Below are 17155 nucleotides of genomic sequence, written 5' to 3' on the forward strand. Positions count from 1 at the left end.
TACAACCTTCGGGGTGGATGGTACGAACTTCCGGCGTGCGATCGCCCGCACCCGCCTCGCCCCTGTCGCGGCATTTCCCAAACGGCTCATGCGGGTGGCCCGGCACGACGCCCAGGTGCTCGGCGTCTCGGCCAAGTGGCTGCTCACCTCCCGCGAGCACCACAACTACACCTACGACCTGACCAAACTCAGCCGGGAACACCTGGCCTGGTTCGTCAGCGTGACCTGTGACGTACCGGTCGGCCAGGTGCGGACGTACCTGGCCGAGATCGAGCAGGACGACGCGCTCCGCCAGCACATCGAACAGGCCACCGCGGCCGCCGACCGGCGTGGGCTGGCCGATCGGCGCGTCCGGTACGCCCGCCGGATCGGCTGGTACGCGATCGTGCGCGCCATCCGCCCCGGACACATCGTCGAGACCGGGGTCGACAAGGGCCTCGGCACCTGCGTACTGGCCTCGGCCCTGCTGCGCAACGCAGCCGACGGCAACCCCGGCCGGGTCACCTCGCTGGACATCAACCCGGAGGCCGGCTACCTGTCCAGGTCCGAGCCCTGGGCGAGCGTGGTCGACCTGGTGATCGGGGACTCCCTCGCCTCGATCAAGCAACTGGACCGTCCGGTCGACCTCTTCCTGCACGACAGCGACCACCACACCAAGCACGAGCGGCGGGAGTTCTCGACGGTGGAACCGAAGCTCGCGCCCGGCGCCCGGCTGCTCACCGACAACGTCACGATGACCAACGTGCTCGCCGAGCACGCCGAGAAGACCGGCCGTCGGTTCCTCGCCTACCGGGAGACCCCCGCCCGGCACTGGTACCCCGGCGACGGGATCGGTATCGCCTGGTGAGGTGACGTCCGGCCAGGGACGTGACCGCCCGGTCGTCCGTACCCCTGTGGCAGGGTGAACGGCATGCGGCTGGTCTCGATCCACACGTACCCGGTCAAGGGCTGTCACCGGCTCGACCTCGACGGTGCCCGGGTCGAGCCGTGGGGCCTGGCCGGCGACCGACGCTGGATGATCGTGGACGACGACGGGGTGGGCGTCACCCAGCGTGAGACGACCGCGCTGGTCGCGGTCCGGCCGGAACTCCGGCCCGGCGGCCTGCTGCTGCGGGCCGCCGGGCGGACGGACCTGGCGGTCGCCGAGCCGACCGACGGCGACCCGGTCGAGGTACGGGTCTTCGCGAGCATGTCCGCCGCGCCGGGCCGGACCGCCGACCCGGCCGCGAACGACTGGCTGTCCCGACAACTCGACCGCAAGGTACGGCTGGTCTGGCTCGGCGACCCGACCGTGCGGCCGATCCCGGACACCGACCTCGCCGAGGCCGACGACCGGGTCAGTTTCGCCGACGGCTACCCCCTGTTGCTGGCCAACCGCGCCTCGCTGGACGCCCTGAACGAGTTCCTGCTGGAGTCCGGAAGTCCGGAAGCGCCGCTGCCGATGACCCGGTTCCGTCCCAACGTGGTGGTCGGCGGTGCCGATCGCTGGGCCGAGGACGACTGGACCGGCCGCCGGATCCGGATCGGCCCGGTGGTCTTCCGGGTGGCCAAACCCTGCGCCCGGTGCGTGGTGACCACCACCGACCAGGAGACCGGGGTACGGGGCCGGGAGCCGCTCCGGGTGCTGGCCCGGCAGCACAACATCGACCGGCGGCTTCTGTTCGGCCAGAACCTGGTGCCGGTGCTCGGCCCGCCCGGTTCGGCCGACACCCTCACCGTCGGCGACCCGGTGGAACTGCTTCCGTAGGCCGCTTCGAGTTCCCCAGGCCGCTCCGAGGGGCCGGGCGGCCGGGCGGAGGCTGAGCCGCAGGGCGGCGACGGTGGGATCGGCGCTCGTCAGACAGGGATCGGCGCTCGTCAAACAGGGGTCGGTCGACGGTCGGCCGGGATCTTGCGTGGGCCGTGGCGACTAGGGCAACATGCCCGGGATGACTGACGCGGAGCCCTCCGACCAGCCGGAGAAGACCCCGGCCGCCGGCGTTGTGCCGGACGGGCCGGATGCCGACCGATCCGGCGGATCGGGGTCGGGACGGCGCCGGCCGAAGCGGTGGCTGGCCGGCGGTTTCGCGGTCGTCGTCGCCGCACTGCTGGGGCTCGTGCTCGTCTGGCAGTTCTCCGAGCCGGCGGCCTGTGCCGCCGGGCTGGCCGCACCACCGGCCGGACCGAAGGTCTACAAGGGAAAGGCGTCGCACTACGACGGGGGAAACTCCGGCGGCAACTGCTCGCTGCCCGGTCCGCCGGCCAACCGGCTCTACGCCGCGCTCGGCTCGGCCCAGTACTCCGGCTCGGCCGCCTGCGGCAGCTTCCTCGACGTGACCGGGCCGAAGGGCACCGTACGGGTGATGGTGCTCGACCGGTGCGCGGGCTGTACGGGCGGCAAGATCGACCTCTCCAAGCAGGCGTTCGCGAAGATCGCCGACCTGTCCAAGGGGATCACCTCGATCACCTATCGAGCCGTGGTCAATCCACCGTCGCCCGGACCGCTCACCTTCCGGATGAAGAGTGGTACCTCGCAGTACTGGTTCGCCGTACAGGTGGGCAACCACGGCAACCCGGTGAAATCGGTGGCGGCGAAGCGGGCCGGGTCGAGCTGGCGGGCGGCGAAACGCGGCTCCGACAACTACTGGGTGATCGACGGCGGGATGGGCCCCGGGCCGTACTCGATCCGGGTTGTCGACGTGTACGGCAACGAGGCGGTCGCCACCGGGATCACGATGTCGCCCCGGCGGATCCAACGGAGCAAGGTGCCGATGTACGGCAGCACTCCGGCGGGCGGGCCGACGCCGACTCCGACGCCGTCGGTCGCTGCCAGCGCCTCGGCCAGCCCGACCGTGACGCCACCGTCCCCGGCCGGTTCGGCCGAACCCGAGACGATCGCCGGAGCGGCCGGCGGACCGGCGCCGGTACGGGTGGGCTGCGGCTGACCCCGGCGCCGGTCGGTGCCGGTCGCCGTCAGGTCAACGACAGCCACATCTGGATCTCGTCGCGGTCGTCGCCGGGCCCGACCCGGAGCGCCCCGGGCAGCCGTCCGACCTCCCGGTAGCCCAACTGCCGGTAGAACTCCTCCACACCCTTGCCGTCCCGCACCGTCAGGTGCAGGGCGTCCCAGCCGATCTCCCGACCGATCCGTTCGGCCTCCCGCATCAGCGCCTGGCCGTGGCCGTACCCCTGCTGGTCGGGATGCACCATCACCCGCTTGAGGACGCACCAGTGCGCCTTGAGCCGGAACCGGTTGTCGGTGAAGAAGAGCAGGGCGACCGGCCGCTGCCGGTGGAATCCGACAAGCATCCGGTCCAGCCCCTCGGCCGCGTCCCGGAGGGTGGCCAGGGCCAGCGGCCGGACGTCGTCCTCGGTGACCGGCCCGACGAAGCCGACCGCACCGCCGGCGTTCGTCACCGCCGTCCACAAGGTGACGATCTGGTCGCGTAGCTCGGAAGTCAGCGGAGGATCGAGTACGAAGCGGATGCCCACGCCGGCCATCCTCGCCCCCGGGCCGTCGGCCCCGGCGCCGCCCGGTACCGGTCGTGACAGCGCTAACAGCCGACAGCGGGACGCGGCGGGCGAGGGAACTCAGTTGTGCGGGAGAGGGGAGTCGAACCCCTACGCCCGAAGGCACAGGAACCTAAATCCTGCGTGGCTGCCATTACACCACTCCCGCTCGCGAGGACGAGTCTAGACGGCCGGCGGGCTCAGTCCAGGCCGAGGTCCCTGCGGAGTTTCGCGACGTGTCCCTTGGCCTTGACGTTGTAGAGCGCCCGTTCGATCCGGCCCTCCTCGTCGATGACGAAGGTCGAGCGGATCACTCCGGTGACCGTCCGGCCGTACGACTGCTTCTCGCCGTACGCCCCGTACGCGGTGAGCACCGACTTGTCGGTGTCGCCGACCAGCGGGAAGGTGATGGCGTCCCGGTCCCGGAACTTCGCCAGCTTCTCCGGCGAGTCGGGCGAGATGCCGATCACCTCGTAGCCGGCGGCCTGGAGCGAGGCGAGCGAGTCCCGGAAGTCGCAGGCCTGCGTGGTGCAGCCCGGGGTCATCGCCGCCGGGTACGCGTAGAGCACGACCTTCCGGCCACGCAGCTCCTTGAGCGAGAGCGTGTTCCCGGCGTCGGTGGGCAGCGCGAAATCGGGCGCGGTGTCGCCGGCTTCGAGGCGGCTTGGCGAGGTCATGGCCACGACCCTATCGCCAGATGGACCGGAGATTGCGGTTGGTGTACAGCTCTTGCAAAATCTTGGCAATAACGCCGGCTGGCTCTTAGGCTGACCCGGCCGGCGGGGCCGATCCCACGCCGACGTAGGGGAGGTGGTGGAGTGGAAACCCAGGCGATGCACATCGCGAACGGGATCATCAACGGTCCCGTGGCCGCGGCGTTCGCGGCGCTCGCCCTGGCGGCGCTCGCGCTCTGTGTGATCCGTGGCCGGCAGGACCTCGACGACCGGCTGGCCCCGATGGCCGGCCTGGTCGCCGCGTTCATCTTCGCCGTCCAGATGCTGAACTTCCCGATCTTCACCGGCGCGGTCAGCGGTCACCTGCTCGGCGGTGCGCTCGCCGCGGTGCTGGTCGGGCCGTGGGTCGGGGCGCTCTGTGTGGCCGTGGTGCTGATCGTGCAGTCGCTGATCTTCGGCGACGGCGGGGTGGCCATGCTCGGCCTCAACATCACCAACATGGCGATCCTCGGTACGGCGGTCGCCTACCTGCTGATCGCACTGCTGCTGCGGATCCTGCCGCGTACCGTGAACGGACTGGCGATCACCGCCTTCGTCGCCTCGGTGCTCAGCGTGCTGGTCGCCTCCCAGGGCTTCGTCGTGCAGTACTGGCTGGGCGGCACCACCGACGTCGGCAGCAGCCTCGGCGGCCTGGCCGGCACGATGGCCGGCGTACACCTGTTGATCGGTATCGGTGAGGGCCTGATCACCGCGACCACCGTGGTCACGGTGGCGAAGGTCCGACCCGACCTGGTCTACGCCCTGCGCTCCCTGCGACCCGTGCCGGCGACGGCGACGCAGCTGCCGGTCGGCGGAGGTGCCCGATGACGACCGGAGGAATCCGGATGACGAAGCGCACCGGCGCGTTCATCCTCGGCGGCCTGCTGGTCGCCCTGCTGCTCGCCGGGGTGGTCAGCAACTTCGCCTCGGCCCATCCGGACGGCCTGGACTCGTCGCTGCGCCAGGGCTGCACCTTCGACGCCGACGACAACATCACCGGCGGCAGTTGCCCCGCCCAGCAGAGCCGGGACCACGAACTGGCCGACTCGCCGCTGGCCGACTACGGGGTCCGGGGGATCGACAACTCCTACCTCTCCACCGGCCTGTCCGGGGTGCTGGGCGTGCTGCTCACGTTCGCCATCGGTGGCGGCCTGTTCTGGCTCGTCCGGCGGCGCTCCACCGACGGTGTCGACGCCGGCCGGGTCCCCACCGACGGCGACGCTGCCGGTAGTGGCCGAGTCTCCGCCGACGGTGTCGGTGCCGGCGCCGGCCGGACGTCCACCGACGTTCCGGAATAAGGGGTACGCGACATGGGCGCCGGGCACGCGCACGTTCTGTACCGGGACCGGCCGTCGCCGGTGCACCGGCTGCCCCCCGAAGTCAAGATCGCGGCGATGGTGGCCTTCACCATCGTCGTGGTCGCCACCCCGCGCGAGGCGTTCTGGGCGTTCGGCGGCTACGCCGTACTGGTCGTGGTGTTGGCGACGCTGGCCAGGGTGGGCCTGCGCTGGCTCGCCACCCGGTCGCTGATCGAGCTGCCGTTCGTGCTGTTCGCGTTCGCGCTGCCGTTCCTCGGCACCGGTGAGCGGATCACCTGGCTGGGGCTGGAACTGTCGGTGGACGGGCTCTACGGCGGCTGGAACATCCTCGCCAAGGGAACCCTCGGGGTACTCGCCTCGCTGCTGCTCGCCGGCACCACCACCATGCGGGACCTGATCCTCGGCCTGGACCGGCTGCACTGTCCGCAGATCCTCACCCAGATCGCCTCGTTCATGCTGCGCTACCTGGACGTGCTGATCGGCGAGGCCCGGCGGATGCGGGTCGCCCGGATCTCCCGTGGCGACGATCCCCGGTTCCTGTGGCAGTTGCGTGGCTTCGCCGCCGGGGTGGGCGCGCTCTTCCTCCGGGCCTTCGAGCGGGGCGAACGGGTCTACCTGGCGATGGTCTCCCGGGGTTACCAGGGCAGGATGCCGGGGGCGTGGCGGACCGCCGGAGCCGCCACCGCCCGGCACTGGCTGGTCGCGGCGACGGTGCCGCTCGCCGCGACCGGCATCGCCGCCGCCGCGGTCGTGCTGGGATGATCGGGTACGTGGACACCGCTCCCGCCGTCACCTCGCTGGACGTACGTGGCGTGCACTACAGCTACCCCGACGGGCAGGTCGCGCTGCGCGGCGTCGACCTGACCGTGCCGCGCGGCGAACGGATCGCCCTGCTCGGCCCGAACGGTGCGGGCAAGACGACCCTGGTGCTGCACCTGAACGGAATCCTCGCCGGGGGTGAGGGCACGGTCACCGTCGGCGGGCTGACCGTGAGCCGGGACCGTGCCACCCTGGCCGAGATCCGGCGGCGGGTCGGGATCGTCTTCCAGGATCCCGACGACCAGCTCTTCCTGCCGACCGTCGCCGAGGACGTGGCGTTCGGCCCGGCGAACCTGGGGCTGCGCGGTGCCGAACTCGACGCCCGGGTGACCGAGGCACTGGACGCGGTCGGGATGACCGAGCACCGGGAGCGCGCCCCGCAACACCTCTCGTTCGGCCAGCGCCGCCGCGTGGCGGTGGCCACCGTCCTCGCCATGCGCCCGGAGATCCTCGTCCTCGACGAACCCTCCTCCAACCTCGATCCCGCCGCCCGACGGGAACTGGCCGCGATCCTGCGCGGACTTCCGGTGACCCTGCTCATGGTCACCCACGATCTGCCGTACGCCCTCGAACTCTGCGACCGGGCGCTGATCCTCGACACCGGCCGGATCGTCGCCGACGGTGCGACCGCCGACCTCCTCGCCGACACCGACCTGCTGGCCCAGCACCGCCTGGAACTCCCCTACGGCTTCCAGGTGCAAGGAAGGGCCCCTTCTTATCGGATTCCGTAGAAGAAGGGCCCCTTCCTAACGCGCGACGGACCAGCGGGCGGGGCGGGTGGCGTCGCCGGGGCGGGCGGCGGGGGGACGCCGGGAGCCGGCCCGGCCGGGGGTGGAACGGCCGGTGGCGCGCAGTCGCAGGGCGCCGGCCACGGCCAGACCGGCGCCGCTCGCGATCACCACCGCGATCACGATCCGGGCCCACTCCGCCGGCCACGGCACCGGGACCACCGAGCGGAGGAAGACCGCCGCGTTCGTCACGCCGGTGAAGAGCGCCAGGCAGGTACCGGCCAGCGCCAGCGCGAAGTCGGCGCTCGGGCGCCGGGTCAGCGCGTACGCCGCGGCGGCCAGCGCGGCCGTACCGGTGAGCGTGGGCCAGAGCTGTGCGGTGACGAGTCCGAGCAGCATGCCCCCGAGTCCGGCGTCGGCGCCACGGGCCAGCGCGAAGCAGATCGCCGCCGCCCCGCCGGTGCCGGCCAGTGCGGCCAGTACGACGGTGGCCCGGCGACCCGGTCGGGAGGCCCGGGGAAGCAGCCCGAGCGCACCCACGGCGAGCGCCCCGAGCAGGCTCACGCTCCACCAGGGCAGTGGGTCCGGCGGTGGTAACCAGTCCAGGGTGCCGCGCAGTTCCATCGTCGTGGTGCCGTCGCGCAGCGGTACGACCCAGTCCCGTACCCGGTGCTGCCGGTCGGGCCGGGCCGCGACCACGGGCGGCGGCGCGGACTCCAGCCACCGGCCGCGCTGGTCGTGCCAGCGCACCACCGGCTCGGTGCCGACCCGGCGCCAGGACGGCGGCCGGGTCGGGTCCGCCGTCGCCGGCGGCTCGGTGTCTCCCTCGACGGTCCGGTTCAGGTACGTCGCCGGGGAGGCCGTGTTCTCCCACACACCGTCGGGCCGGATCTCCAGGTACGGCTCGCCGGCGTAGCCCAGCACCTCGATCGTGCGACCGGTCCGGTTCACCAGTTCGAGCCGGGCGCCGCCCTCCACCACCCGGACGGCGAGCCCGGGAACGGCCGGAGTGAGCCCGCTGACGGCGCTGCGGTAGTTCGAGCCGTCCGGGGCGTCGGCGGCGTGCGCGGCGGCCGGTGTCGCGATCGAGAGCGCCCCGACCAGACCCGCCGCCAGTGCCAGCCCGAGCCGGCGAAGCGGCCCGGACCGCCGGGCGCCGGACGTGACCTGGTTAACCAGCGCGCGGCTGACCCGGCTCGCCGGCCCGCCACCGGCCCGGCCGACGGGTTGGCTCGTCATCCGGCCAGTGGTACGGCTCACTAGCCGGCCGCTGCCACGGCCGCGCTGATCGCCTCGGCGCTGGCCTGTACCTGCTTGCCGGCGACCAGCACGGTGGGCGTGCCGTTCACGCCCGCTCGGGCGGCCTCCTCGGTCACGTGCTCGGTCCACTTCTCGAAGGTATTCTCCCGGACGCACGCGGCAAAACTGTCCCCGGCCAGCCCCACGCTGGTGGCGACGTTGACCAACTCGTCGTCGCTCAGTCCGGCGCTACCCTCGGGCGGCTGCCGGTCGAACAGCGCCTTGGCGTACTCGCGGAATTTTCCGCTCTGCGCGGCGCAGCCGGAGGCGGCGGACGACCGGGTCGAGTACTCGGTGCTGGAGAAGCGGTTCAGGAACGCGACCGGGTGGTACGTCACCCGTACCTTGCCCTGGGCGACGAGTTGGTCGAGCGTACCGCCGGCCTGCTGCTCGAACTGCCGGCAGATCGGGCAGATGAAGTCCTCGTAGACGTCGACGTTGACCGGTCCGGTGCCGAGGACGATGCCGGTGCCCTCCGGATTCGCGCCGCCGGGCGGGGTGAAGTCGCCCGCGTCCTGGCTGGCGGAGACGGCCCAGCCGATCAGGCCGGCGACGACCAGTACGAGGACCGCGCCGACCGAGGTCCACAGGGTGCGCTTGCGGCGCCGTTCCCGGGCCATCTGCTCCCGTACCACCTGGGCGGGCCGGCGCTGCGGCTTCTTGCCCCGATCACTCATCAGTGTCTCCTTCTGCCGTGTTCCGGCCCAGTACGGCGTCCACCGAGACCGGCGTACGCGGCCAGACCAGCAGGAATCCGGCGAGCACCAGGAAGCCCAGGTCCCGCAGCACCTCCGTGCCGTACGTCGGATCCTGTCCGGCGGCGAGGTCGCCGCCGCTGCCGAAGCAGCCGCAGTCGATGGAGAGCCCGCGGGTCCACGCCGAGGCGATGCCCGCGATGAAGATCACCAGTAGGAACGCGGAGATCCCGGCGGCGAGCCGGGTGGCGAGGCCGACCAGGAGGATCAGCCCCAGGGCGAGCTCCACGAACGGCAGCGCCGCGCCGATCACCACGGACAGGTCGTACGGAAAAATCTGGTAGGCGTTCACGGCCCGACCGGAGGCGGCGAGGTCCCCGATCTTGGATCCTCCGGCGACGAGCCACACGGCGGCGAGGCCCAGCCGGGCTGCCGTTCCGAGCCACGGCCGGGCGGCCAACCAGCGGTTGGTGCCCGAACCCCGGGCGCTTCCTGTGCTCCGCTCAGTCACGATCATTGGACGTCACGCCGGATGGGGTAGTTCCAGCCGTCCGTGCGGGTGCGCTGGTCCGCCCTGGTGTCGCACTGGGTGGGATCACGTTCAATTACGCTACGCGGGCATCAGCGGAATATGTGGGCGTTCCGGTGCAGAATGGTCGACGTCCGACCGGATCCCGTGCCGTCCCCGGAAACCCTCGAAAATCCCCGGGAACTTTTCCGCCGACAATGCCGACTATCGAAACGTGGCAGAGGACGGAACTCGGCAGCGGCCGGGCGACTCGGTTCCGGCGCCCCGGGGAGTGCCCCGGCGCCGTCGGCGGTCCGATCCCACGCCGACCCGTACGCCCCTTCCGGCGGCACCGGGAAGCGCCGGCAGTGTGATCGAGACGGGTCGCAGGTGACCCGAGGTCGCGCCCGAGCCGGTCGGTCGGCCACCATGTCCGGCATGATTGCTGCGAATCGTCGATGGTTGGCGCGCGCGGGCGCCAGTCTCGGCCTGCTGCTGGCCGCCCTCGCCCTGCTGCTCGGCCCGGCCCTGCCGGCCAGCGCGCACGCCGTACTGGTCAGCAGCAGTCCGGCGGCTGATGCGGTGCTGTCCGGTGCGCCCGCCGAGGTGGTGCTCACCTTCAGCGAGGCCGTCCGAGAGGTGCCGGACAAGATCCGGATCCTCGGTCCGGACGGCGCCCAGGTCAACCGGGGTGATCCGACGTTCAACGGCGCCGTGGTGACCATCCCGATCGACCCGTCCGGGGCCCGCGGCACGTACCTGGTCAGCTACCGGGTGATCTCGGCGGACAGCCATCCGGTCGCCGGGGCGTACACCTATTCGGTCGGTGCGCCGTCGACCCCGCCATCGGACAGTACGGCGGACGAGGTCCACCCGGCGGTCGGCGGGGCGGTCCGGGTCTTCAAGTACCTCGGGTACGCCGGCCTGCTCCTGCTGATCGGTCCGGTGCTGGTGCTCAGCCTGCTCTGGCCACGGCGGCTGCCCCGGCGCGGCCCGAGCCGGCTGATCTGGGCCGGCATCGGGCTGATCGTCCTGTCGACCGTGGGCGCGATCTGGCTCCAGGTGCCGTACACCACCGGGGGTGGACCGTTCGCGGTCACCGGCAGCGCCCTGGGTGACGTTCTGGGCAGCACCTTCGGCGCGGCCCACCTGGTCCGGCTGGGCATCCTGGCCGCGGCGGCGATCCTGGTCGGCCCCCTGATCGCCGGTCGGGCCGGGCGCAGTGACCAGATCCTGCTGACCGTCCTCGGGCTGGCCGGGCTCGGCACCTGGCCGATCGCCGGGCACGCGGCGGCCTCACCGGTGCCGGCCGTCTCCGTGGTCGTGGACACCGTGCACCTGGCGGGTATGGCGGTGTGGCTCGGCGGTCTGGTCATGCTCGGCGGCTTCCTGCTCCGCCAGGCGAACGACCGGGAGCTGGACGCGATCCTGCCGGTCTGGTCCCGGTGGGCGACGCTGGCCGTCTCCGCGCTCCTGCTCGCCGGAGTCGTCCAGGCCCTCATCGAGGTGAGTACGCCGTCCGCGCTCGTGTCGACCACGTACGGACAGCTGATCATCGCCAAGGTCGTGCTGTTCGCACTGGTCATCGCGGTGGCCGCGTACTCCCGGCAACTGGTCCGGCGGCGGATCCTGGCCGACCAGCCGGTCGAGGAGGAGCTCGCCGAGGAGGAGCCGACCGAGGACGGGTTGACCGGGGACGAGGCCGCCGAGGAAGAGGTGGCCGAGGAGAACGGGACTGAGGACGGGGACGAGGGGACCGGGGAGGCCGGGGACGAGGCTGTCACGCCGGACTCCTCGACCGAGCCGGTGCGGCCGGTCCGGTCGGCGCGTCGGATCCGCCGGGCGGTCTGGGCGGAACTCGCCATCACCGCGATCGTCCTGGCGCTGTCCGCTGTCCTGGTCCAGACCCCGCCGGCCCGGACCGCCGACACGTACGGCGACGCCGGTGGGCCCGGCTACTACTCCACCACGCTGACGAGTTCGATCTACTCGCTCCAGGTCGAGGTGGACCCGGCCCAGCAGGGCAGCAACTCGGTGCACCTGTACGCGTACACCCCGGACAACAAGCCGTTGCCGGTGGCGGAGTGGCGGGCCACGGCCGCCCTGCCCGATCGGGGCATCGAGCCGATCGCCATTCCGCTGTTGCCGCTGACGGACAACCACGCCACGGGAGAGATCAGCCTGCCCTCTCCGGGCAACTGGCTGCTCACGTTCACGGTCCGTCTCACGGACATCGACCAGGCCACGGTGACCAGCACCGTGCCGATCACCTAGAGAGGTACACCATGATCCGTCACCGTCGGGCGGCGTTCTCCGCCGCCCTCGTCCTCGGGGCAACCGTGGTCGGCGTGTTCGGGCTCGCCTCTGCGGCGTCCGCGCACGTCACGGTGAACCCGAGGGAGGCGACCCAGGGCGGCTACGGACGGTTGGCGTTCCGGGTGCCGACCGAGAGCGACACCGCGTCCACCGTCAAGCTGGAAGTGACACTTCCCGACAACGCGCCGGTCGCCTCGGTCTCCACCATGCCGGTGCCGGGCTGGACGGTCACGACCGAGAGGCGCAAGGTCGACCCGCCGGTCGAGGTGCACGGCAGCCAGGTCAGCGAGGTGATCTCCAAGATCACGTGGACCGCGTCGGCCGCCGCCGGCATCAAGCCGGGGGAGTTCCAGGAGTTCCCGGTCTCGATGGGCCCCCTGCCGACCGTCGACCAGATGGTGTTCCGGGTCCTCCAGCACTACTCGGACGGCAAGACCGCGCGTTGGATCGAACCGCCGGCCGCCAACGGTGCCGAGCCGGAGAACGACCCGGCGCCGGTGCTGAAGCTGCTTCCGGAGGCAGCGGCGGCGGGCGGTGCTCCAGCCGCCCCCTCGCCGGCTGGTGGGGCGCCGCAGCAGCCGTCGTCGTCCACCGGGGACGATGGTGACGCCGCCGCGCGGGGCCTGGCCGCCGCGGGCCTCGGCGCCGGCCTCGCCGGACTGGGCGCCGGCCTCGCCGGACTGGCGCTGGGCGGGCTGGCGTTCGCCCGTACCCGGCGGCAGAGCGCGCCACCCGCAGCCTGATCCACAGCTTTCCACTGGCCCGTCGGCACCTGCCGGCGGGCCAGTAGCGATTTCAGCCAATAATCCGTGTTAAAGCGATTTCGCTCGGTATGGTCGGCGAGTTACTGCGACCCCAGAGGGAGAAACGCGAATGCGGTTCGTGCGACTGATCGCCGGGATACTCCTGCTCACGATCGGGTTGCCGATGCTGTTCATCGGCGGTGCACTATGGACCGTCCTGGAGCAGCGCAGCCCCAACGGTGCGTTTGGCGGCCCGCTGGAGCGGGTCGACACACCCGGACACGCGGTCGTCGTACCGGACCTGGACGCGCTGCTGCAACAGGATGCGCCCTTCCTGCGTACCAGTCGGACCGGCATGCGGATCATCGTGCGTACCGGATCGGACCCGGCGTTCATCGGGCTCGCCCCCGCCGCCGAGGTCTCGCAGTACCTCTCCACCACCTCCTACGCCCGGATCGACCGGGTGAGCGTGACCCGGGGACAGTTGCCGCTGCACGTCAGCCCCGCCGAGCCGGCCGGCGAGAACGCCACCGTCGGCGTTCCCGGAGAACAGAGTCTCTGGATCCGGCACGGCGTGGGGGTGCTGGACCTGACCCCCGACGACGTACGCGGCCACCGGCTGAGCCTGGTCGTCATGCGTCCGGACGCCCGGCCCGGAGTCGACGCCAACCTGCGGGTCGAGGTACGCCCCGGCTGGCTCAGCCCGGCCGCCTGGACGCTGCTGACCGTCGGCGGCCTCCTGGTGCTGGCCGGCATCGTGCTGCTGGCCCGACCGGTTCGCCCGCGCGAGGTGGTATTCGTCGTCGAGCCCGAGCAGGTTCCGGCCTTCGCCGCCAGGCTCGGCATCGCCGCGTTGAACGAGATGGGGCATTCACCGGACCGGCCCCACCGAACGGTCCGCACCAACGTCTCGGCCCGCTTCCGGGCGGGACTGCCCGACGAGCCCCCGACGGCGTGGCCACTGCCGGCCGAAACACCGGGTTCCACCGGGGTACCGTCGTCGCCCCGGCCCGCGACCCTGGCGGATGTGCTCACCTCGTCGAGAAACGGCGCCGCAGGCGCGGGGCCGGACACCGAGCCGACCAACCGCCTGGTCTGGCCGTCACTGAACTCGTCGACCGGTTCGTCGACGGGTCCGTCCCTGAACTCGTCGACCCGGCCGTCGGGCAGCTCGACGACCCGGTCGTCGGTCAACCCCTCCACCGGTACGACGGTCAACTCGTCACCCCGATCGTCGGTGCAGCCGGCGATCAGTTCGTCGGTCAACTCGTCGGTGCAGCCGGCGATCAACGCGATGGCGGATCCGGCGGTCAGGCACACGTCGGCGGTTCGGTCCGCCCGCGCTCCCGCGCCCGCTCCCGCCCCGGCTCCGATGCCGACGCCTCCGCCCGCCCCGGTGCCCGCCCCCACGCCCGCTCCACCGCTGCCGTCGCCGGCACCGCCGATGCCGGCACCGCCCAGGCCCGTACCGGTCCCTGCGGCCGCCGTGCCGACCCTGGCCACTCCGACCCCGTCCACCCCGGCCCCGCCCGCCTCGAACCCACCGGGGCCGGCTCCGGCATCCTCCGGGTCGGCGCCGGCATTCTCCGGGTCGGCTCCGGCCGCGTCCGGGTCGGCGCCGGCATCCTCCGGGTCGGCTCCGAGCGGGGCTGTTCCGGCGGCCGCCGGTTCGACGGCTCCCGCCCCGACTCGGTCCTCCTCGCCCAGGGCGGCCGGTCCGGTCGGCCCGGTAGCGGAGGGGTCCCCGACGGTGGCGTCCGGAGGACCGGTGGCGCCCGCCGGTCCGGTGGTGCCGACGGTCGTGTCCGCCGGTCCGGTGGAGCCGGATTCCGGACCGGCGTCGCCGCCGAATGCCGCACTGGCCCAGCGGTTCGCACTCCGGCCCGCCAGTCCGGGAGCCGCGCTGTACGACCTGGGACAGCACCGGACCGCGCGGAACGGGCTGAACCGTTCGAAGGGCTACGAGCCGGTGATCCGGTCGGCGGGAATGGACGCGTCGTCGGGTCGTCGTACCGGTGAGGGCGTACCGGAGTCAGCGGACGAGCCGGTGGAGCGGAGCAGGGACGTACGGCGGCCGAGCCCGAGTTCGTGGGCTCCCTGAGATCTTCCCACTACACGCACGGCAGCCGGGGCCCGTGGACTGTTCCGCAGCGGCAAGTGGCCCCCCGCGCTGCCGACACGGGGGGCCACTCTCACCGGGGGATCGGTGTACCGAAGGGACGTTTCAGGTGTTGTCCCCAGATTAACCGCATCGAGACGTACTAGATAGATCTGTCCATTTGGTGCAACTTCTGCTACTAGCGGACGCTTGGTTCGCGTCTCGGGGTGTTGGTCCCCGTACTCGGCTCCGTCGACCCCGCCCGGATGGGCAGGAGCACGAGCAGGAGCAGCGCGAACAGGACGTACACGTTCCGGAGCAGGAACTCGCCCGGCGAGTTGGTCCGATCGAACGCGTCGCCCCAGTCGTGGTACGACACCACGCCGTAGATGATGCCGGCCGTGAGCAGTACGGCGAACGTCAGCAGGCCGACCCTGCGCCGCCGTCCCGCCGCGCCGGCCGCCGGATCGGGCCGCCGGAGGCCGGCGTCGACCAGCACCACGACGGCGGGAATGAACCAGTAGGCGTGATGCGTCCAGGTGATCGGGCTCACCAGGGCGCCGACCAGTCCGGTGAGGGTCAGCCCGGCCAGATGGTCCCCCGCCCGCATGGCTCGGGCGGCCCGCCACAGCCCGTACCCGGCGATGATCACCACCAGCAGCAGCCAGAGTGCCTGGTTCGGTTTGCCCGGGGTGGTGAACCGGCTCAGCAGGCCGAACAGCGACTGGTTGCCGGTGTAGTCGGGTCGGCCGACCCGGTCGGTCAGCCACAGCTCGTGGGTCCAGAACCGCCACGAGTCGCCGGGCGCGATCGCCGCCGCGAGCAGGGTCGCCCCGGCGGCGGTGGCGCTGGCCACCAGCGCCGCCCGCCACCTGCGGGCGGCGAGCAGGTAGACGATGAAGATCCCCGGATACAGCTTGAGCGCCGTCGCCAGCCCGATGCCGACGCCGGACCAGCGGGACTTACGGGGTACGGCGAAGAGCAGGTCGGCCAGGATCAGTGTGACGAGCAGCATGTTGATCTGCCCGAACGAGAGGGTCTCCCGGGTGCTCTCCACGGCGAGCACCAGCGGGACGGCGATCCCGACCGCGAACCACCAGGGCAGCCGGTGCCGGGCGGCGACCGGCTTCACCAGCCACCAGGTGGTCACCACCAGCGCGATCACGGTCAGGATGGTGAAGAGCGTCACCGTGACCCCGATCCGGAGCCCGGCGAACGGCCGGAGCAGCAGGGCGGCGAAGGGGGGATAGGTGAAGAACAACTCACCCTGTACCCGGTCGCCCTGCACGTAGTCGTACAGCGGATGGCCTTCGGCCCACCACTGCATCGCACTCATGTAGATCTTGAGGTCGAAGAAGTTGTGCGGGGTGTCCAGCAGGTAGAGGAGTGGGACCAGGGCGATGATCACCACCATGGCGGCGACCAGGCGTGCGGTCCTGCCGCCGGGATCGTCCTCGTCGGTGGCGGATGGCACGGGGGGATCGGCTGGCACGGGAAAACCCTAGCGGGCCGTTCTGTCCGCAGCGTTGAGGCGCGGGTTGCCGGGCTACGCGTAGTCTGGGCGCGTGGCTGATCTTCTCGTCTGGGTCGACTGTGAGATGACCGGGCTCGACCTCGGCAAGGATGCGCTGATCGAGGTCGCGGCGCTGGTTACCGACCGGGATCTCAATGTGCTCGGTGAGGGCGTGGATGTCGTGATCCATGCCGACGACCAGGCTCTGGCGGACATGCCGGAGATTGTCCAGGCGATGCACCTACGGTCGGGCCTGACCGAGGAGGCGCGCCGCTCGACGGTGACCCTGGGCGAGGCGGAGGACCTCGTCATGGACTACGTCACGTCGTTCGTCAAGGATCCCCGGACCGCGCCCCTGTGTGGCAACTCCATCGCCACCGACCGGGGCTTTCTGGCCCGGGACATGCCACGGCTGGACACCCACCTGCACTACCGCATGATCGACGTCTCCTCGATCAAGGAGCTGTGTCGCCGCTGGTACCCCCGGGTCTACTTCGGCCAACCGGCCAAGGGACTGGCCCACCGGGCGCTGGCCGATGTCCGGGAGAGCATCCGGGAGCTGGAGTACTACCGGCGAACCCTCTTCGTTCCGCTGCCGGGGCCGGACGTCGACGCCGCCAAGGCCATCGCCGCCGAACTCTGAGCCGGGCGGGCGGTCCGTCCGTACGGGTCCGCAACCCGGTCGACGGCGGGGGTAGGGGTGTGGCTATCATTGGTCGTCGCACCGGCCGGGTCGGATGATCCGGACAGGGCGCATGTTCCAGATCAAGTGAACATGGTGGCTGTAGCTCAGTTGGCAGAGCACCGGGTTGTGGTCCCGGGTGTCGCGGGTTCAAATCCCGTCAGTCACCCTTGTCGTGGATCTCCTGATCCATCAGCAAGCCCCCTCAGTCCGAGGGGGCTTTGCTCGTTTTC

17 protein-coding genes and 2 tRNA genes are annotated in these 17155 nt (G+C 71.6%); 12 read left to right on the forward strand and 7 right to left on the reverse strand.

What is annotated here, in order from left to right; all coding sequences use genetic code 11:
- Positions 1–13: 13 nt before the first annotated feature.
- The 3 genes from H4W31_RS15520 to H4W31_RS15530 all read left to right on the forward strand — a co-directional run bounded on the left by H4W31_RS15520 (position 14) and on the right by H4W31_RS15530 (position 2924).
- Positions 14–847 (forward strand): class I SAM-dependent methyltransferase, encoded by an 834-nt coding sequence (locus H4W31_RS15520; protein ID WP_318783217.1) that lies wholly within the window; start codon positions 14–16, stop codon positions 845–847.
- A gap of 63 nt (positions 848–910) precedes the next feature.
- A complete protein-coding gene (locus H4W31_RS15525; RefSeq protein ID WP_192767310.1) occupies positions 911–1747 on the forward strand; it encodes an MOSC domain-containing protein in 837 nt (278 codons plus the stop codon).
- Between the two features lie 181 nt (positions 1748–1928).
- The gene (locus H4W31_RS15530; RefSeq protein ID WP_192767311.1) at positions 1929–2924 is read left to right on the forward strand and encodes an expansin EXLX1 family cellulose-binding protein; all 996 of its coding nucleotides are present in this window, start codon (positions 1929–1931) and stop codon (positions 2922–2924) included.
- Between the two features lie 28 nt (positions 2925–2952).
- Here the strand turns inward: H4W31_RS15530 and H4W31_RS15535 are convergent, their stop codons facing one another.
- The 3 genes from H4W31_RS15535 to bcp all read right to left on the reverse strand — a co-directional run bounded on the left by H4W31_RS15535 (position 2953) and on the right by bcp (position 4166).
- A complete protein-coding gene (locus tag H4W31_RS15535) occupies positions 2953–3471 on the reverse strand; it encodes a GNAT family N-acetyltransferase (RefSeq protein WP_192767312.1) in 519 nt (172 codons plus the stop codon).
- 106 nt (positions 3472–3577) lie between these two features.
- Positions 3578–3658 (reverse strand) — tRNA-Leu (locus H4W31_RS15540).
- Between the two features lie 31 nt (positions 3659–3689).
- A complete protein-coding gene (bcp, locus tag H4W31_RS15545; RefSeq protein WP_192767313.1) occupies positions 3690–4166 on the reverse strand; it encodes a thioredoxin-dependent thiol peroxidase in 477 nt (158 codons plus the stop codon).
- A gap of 141 nt (positions 4167–4307) precedes the next feature.
- On the opposite strand from bcp, the gene H4W31_RS15550 reads away from it, so the two are divergent.
- Genes H4W31_RS15550 through H4W31_RS15565 form a run of 4 tightly spaced genes read left to right on the forward strand, consistent with a single transcriptional unit; the run spans position 4308 to position 7071 of the window.
- Positions 4308–5030, forward strand: a complete 723-nt coding sequence (locus H4W31_RS15550) for an energy-coupling factor ABC transporter permease (protein WP_192767314.1) — start codon at positions 4308–4310, stop codon at positions 5028–5030.
- 17 nt (positions 5031–5047) lie between these two features.
- Entirely contained in the window at positions 5048–5500 is a 453-nt protein-coding gene (locus H4W31_RS15555) for a PDGLE domain-containing protein (protein ID WP_192767315.1), read from the forward strand.
- A gap of 12 nt (positions 5501–5512) precedes the next feature.
- A complete protein-coding gene (gene cbiQ / locus H4W31_RS15560; protein WP_192767316.1) occupies positions 5513–6283 on the forward strand; it encodes a cobalt ECF transporter T component CbiQ in 771 nt (256 codons plus the stop codon).
- Positions 6280–7071 (forward strand): energy-coupling factor ABC transporter ATP-binding protein, encoded by a 792-nt coding sequence (locus H4W31_RS15565; protein WP_192767317.1) that lies wholly within the window; start codon positions 6280–6282, stop codon positions 7069–7071. Before cbiQ ends, H4W31_RS15565 begins: the two co-directional genes overlap by 4 nt.
- Before the next feature lie 15 nt (positions 7072–7086).
- Here H4W31_RS15565 and H4W31_RS15570 read toward each other — a convergent pair whose 3' ends face one another.
- The 3 genes from H4W31_RS15570 to H4W31_RS15580 are packed head-to-tail and all read right to left on the reverse strand — an operon-like array spanning position 7087 to position 9573.
- Positions 7087–8307 (reverse strand): hypothetical protein, encoded by a 1221-nt coding sequence (locus tag H4W31_RS15570; protein ID WP_225945543.1) that lies wholly within the window; start codon positions 8305–8307, stop codon positions 7087–7089.
- Between the two features lie 20 nt (positions 8308–8327).
- Complete coding sequence (locus tag H4W31_RS15575) at positions 8328–9044, reverse strand: DsbA family protein (RefSeq protein WP_192767318.1); 717 nt, start codon at positions 9042–9044, stop codon at positions 8328–8330.
- Positions 9037–9573, reverse strand: coding sequence for a MauE/DoxX family redox-associated membrane protein (locus tag H4W31_RS15580; protein WP_404825592.1), 537 nt, complete (start codon positions 9571–9573; stop codon positions 9037–9039). The genes H4W31_RS15575 and H4W31_RS15580 overlap by 8 nt, the downstream gene beginning before the upstream one ends.
- 426 nt (positions 9574–9999) lie before the next feature.
- On the opposite strand from H4W31_RS15580, the gene H4W31_RS15585 reads away from it, so the two are divergent.
- The 3 genes from H4W31_RS15585 (at position 10000) to H4W31_RS15600 (ending at position 14730) form a co-directional block, all read left to right on the forward strand.
- Positions 10000–11844 (forward strand): copper resistance CopC/CopD family protein, encoded by a 1845-nt coding sequence (locus H4W31_RS15585; RefSeq protein WP_225945544.1) that lies wholly within the window; start codon positions 10000–10002, stop codon positions 11842–11844.
- A gap of 11 nt (positions 11845–11855) precedes the next feature.
- Positions 11856–12629 (forward strand): YcnI family copper-binding membrane protein, encoded by a 774-nt coding sequence (locus H4W31_RS15595; RefSeq protein ID WP_192767320.1) that lies wholly within the window; start codon positions 11856–11858, stop codon positions 12627–12629.
- Between the two features lie 130 nt (positions 12630–12759).
- Positions 12760–14730 carry a hypothetical protein gene (locus H4W31_RS15600; protein ID WP_192767321.1) on the forward strand — a complete coding sequence of 657 codons (1971 nt, stop codon included), beginning with the start codon at positions 12760–12762 and terminating at the stop codon, positions 14728–14730.
- 196 nt (positions 14731–14926) lie between these two features.
- On the opposite strand, the gene H4W31_RS15605 is transcribed toward H4W31_RS15600, so the two are convergent.
- Positions 14927–16219: a glycosyltransferase 87 family protein gene (locus tag H4W31_RS15605; RefSeq protein WP_192767322.1), complete on the reverse strand. Its 1293-nt coding sequence runs from the start codon at positions 16217–16219 to the stop codon at positions 14927–14929.
- Between the two features lie 73 nt (positions 16220–16292).
- On the opposite strand from H4W31_RS15605, the gene orn reads away from it, so the two are divergent.
- Together orn and H4W31_RS15615 are read left to right on the forward strand one after the other, a co-directional pair.
- A complete protein-coding gene (gene orn / locus H4W31_RS15610) occupies positions 16293–16883 on the forward strand; it encodes an oligoribonuclease (protein WP_192767323.1) in 591 nt (196 codons plus the stop codon).
- 135 nt (positions 16884–17018) lie between these two features.
- A tRNA-His gene (locus tag H4W31_RS15615) sits at positions 17019–17091 on the forward strand.
- The last annotated feature ends 64 nt before the right edge of the window (positions 17092–17155 follow it).

It is taken from the genome of Plantactinospora soyae, from assembly GCF_014874095.1.
GTDB lineage: Bacteria > Actinomycetota > Actinomycetes > Mycobacteriales > Micromonosporaceae > Plantactinospora > Plantactinospora soyae.

Coding starts and splice junctions, on each gene's coding strand:
- H4W31_RS15565 (WP_192767317.1), top strand. CDS start 6,280: ATGATCGGGTACGTGGACACCGCTCCCGCCGTCACCTCGCTGGACGTA.
- H4W31_RS15595 (WP_192767320.1), top strand. CDS start 11,856: ATGATCCGTCACCGTCGGGCGGCGTTCTCCGCCGCCCTCGTCCTCGGG.
- H4W31_RS15575 (WP_192767318.1), bottom strand. CDS start 9,044: ATGAGTGATCGGGGCAAGAAGCCGCAGCGCCGGCCCGCCCAGGTGGTA.
- bcp (WP_192767313.1), bottom strand. CDS start 4,166: ATGACCTCGCCAAGCCGCCTCGAAGCCGGCGACACCGCGCCCGATTTC.
- H4W31_RS15530 (WP_192767311.1), top strand. CDS start 1,929: ATGACTGACGCGGAGCCCTCCGACCAGCCGGAGAAGACCCCGGCCGCC.
- H4W31_RS15585 (WP_225945544.1), top strand. CDS start 10,000: ATGTCCGGCATGATTGCTGCGAATCGTCGATGGTTGGCGCGCGCGGGC.
- H4W31_RS15570 (WP_225945543.1), bottom strand. CDS start 8,307: ATGACGAGCCAACCCGTCGGCCGGGCCGGTGGCGGGCCGGCGAGCCGG.
- H4W31_RS15555 (WP_192767315.1), top strand. CDS start 5,048: ATGACGAAGCGCACCGGCGCGTTCATCCTCGGCGGCCTGCTGGTCGCC.
- H4W31_RS15525 (WP_192767310.1), top strand. CDS start 911: ATGCGGCTGGTCTCGATCCACACGTACCCGGTCAAGGGCTGTCACCGG.
- cbiQ (WP_192767316.1), top strand. CDS start 5,513: ATGGGCGCCGGGCACGCGCACGTTCTGTACCGGGACCGGCCGTCGCCG.
- H4W31_RS15600 (WP_192767321.1), top strand. CDS start 12,760: ATGCGGTTCGTGCGACTGATCGCCGGGATACTCCTGCTCACGATCGGG.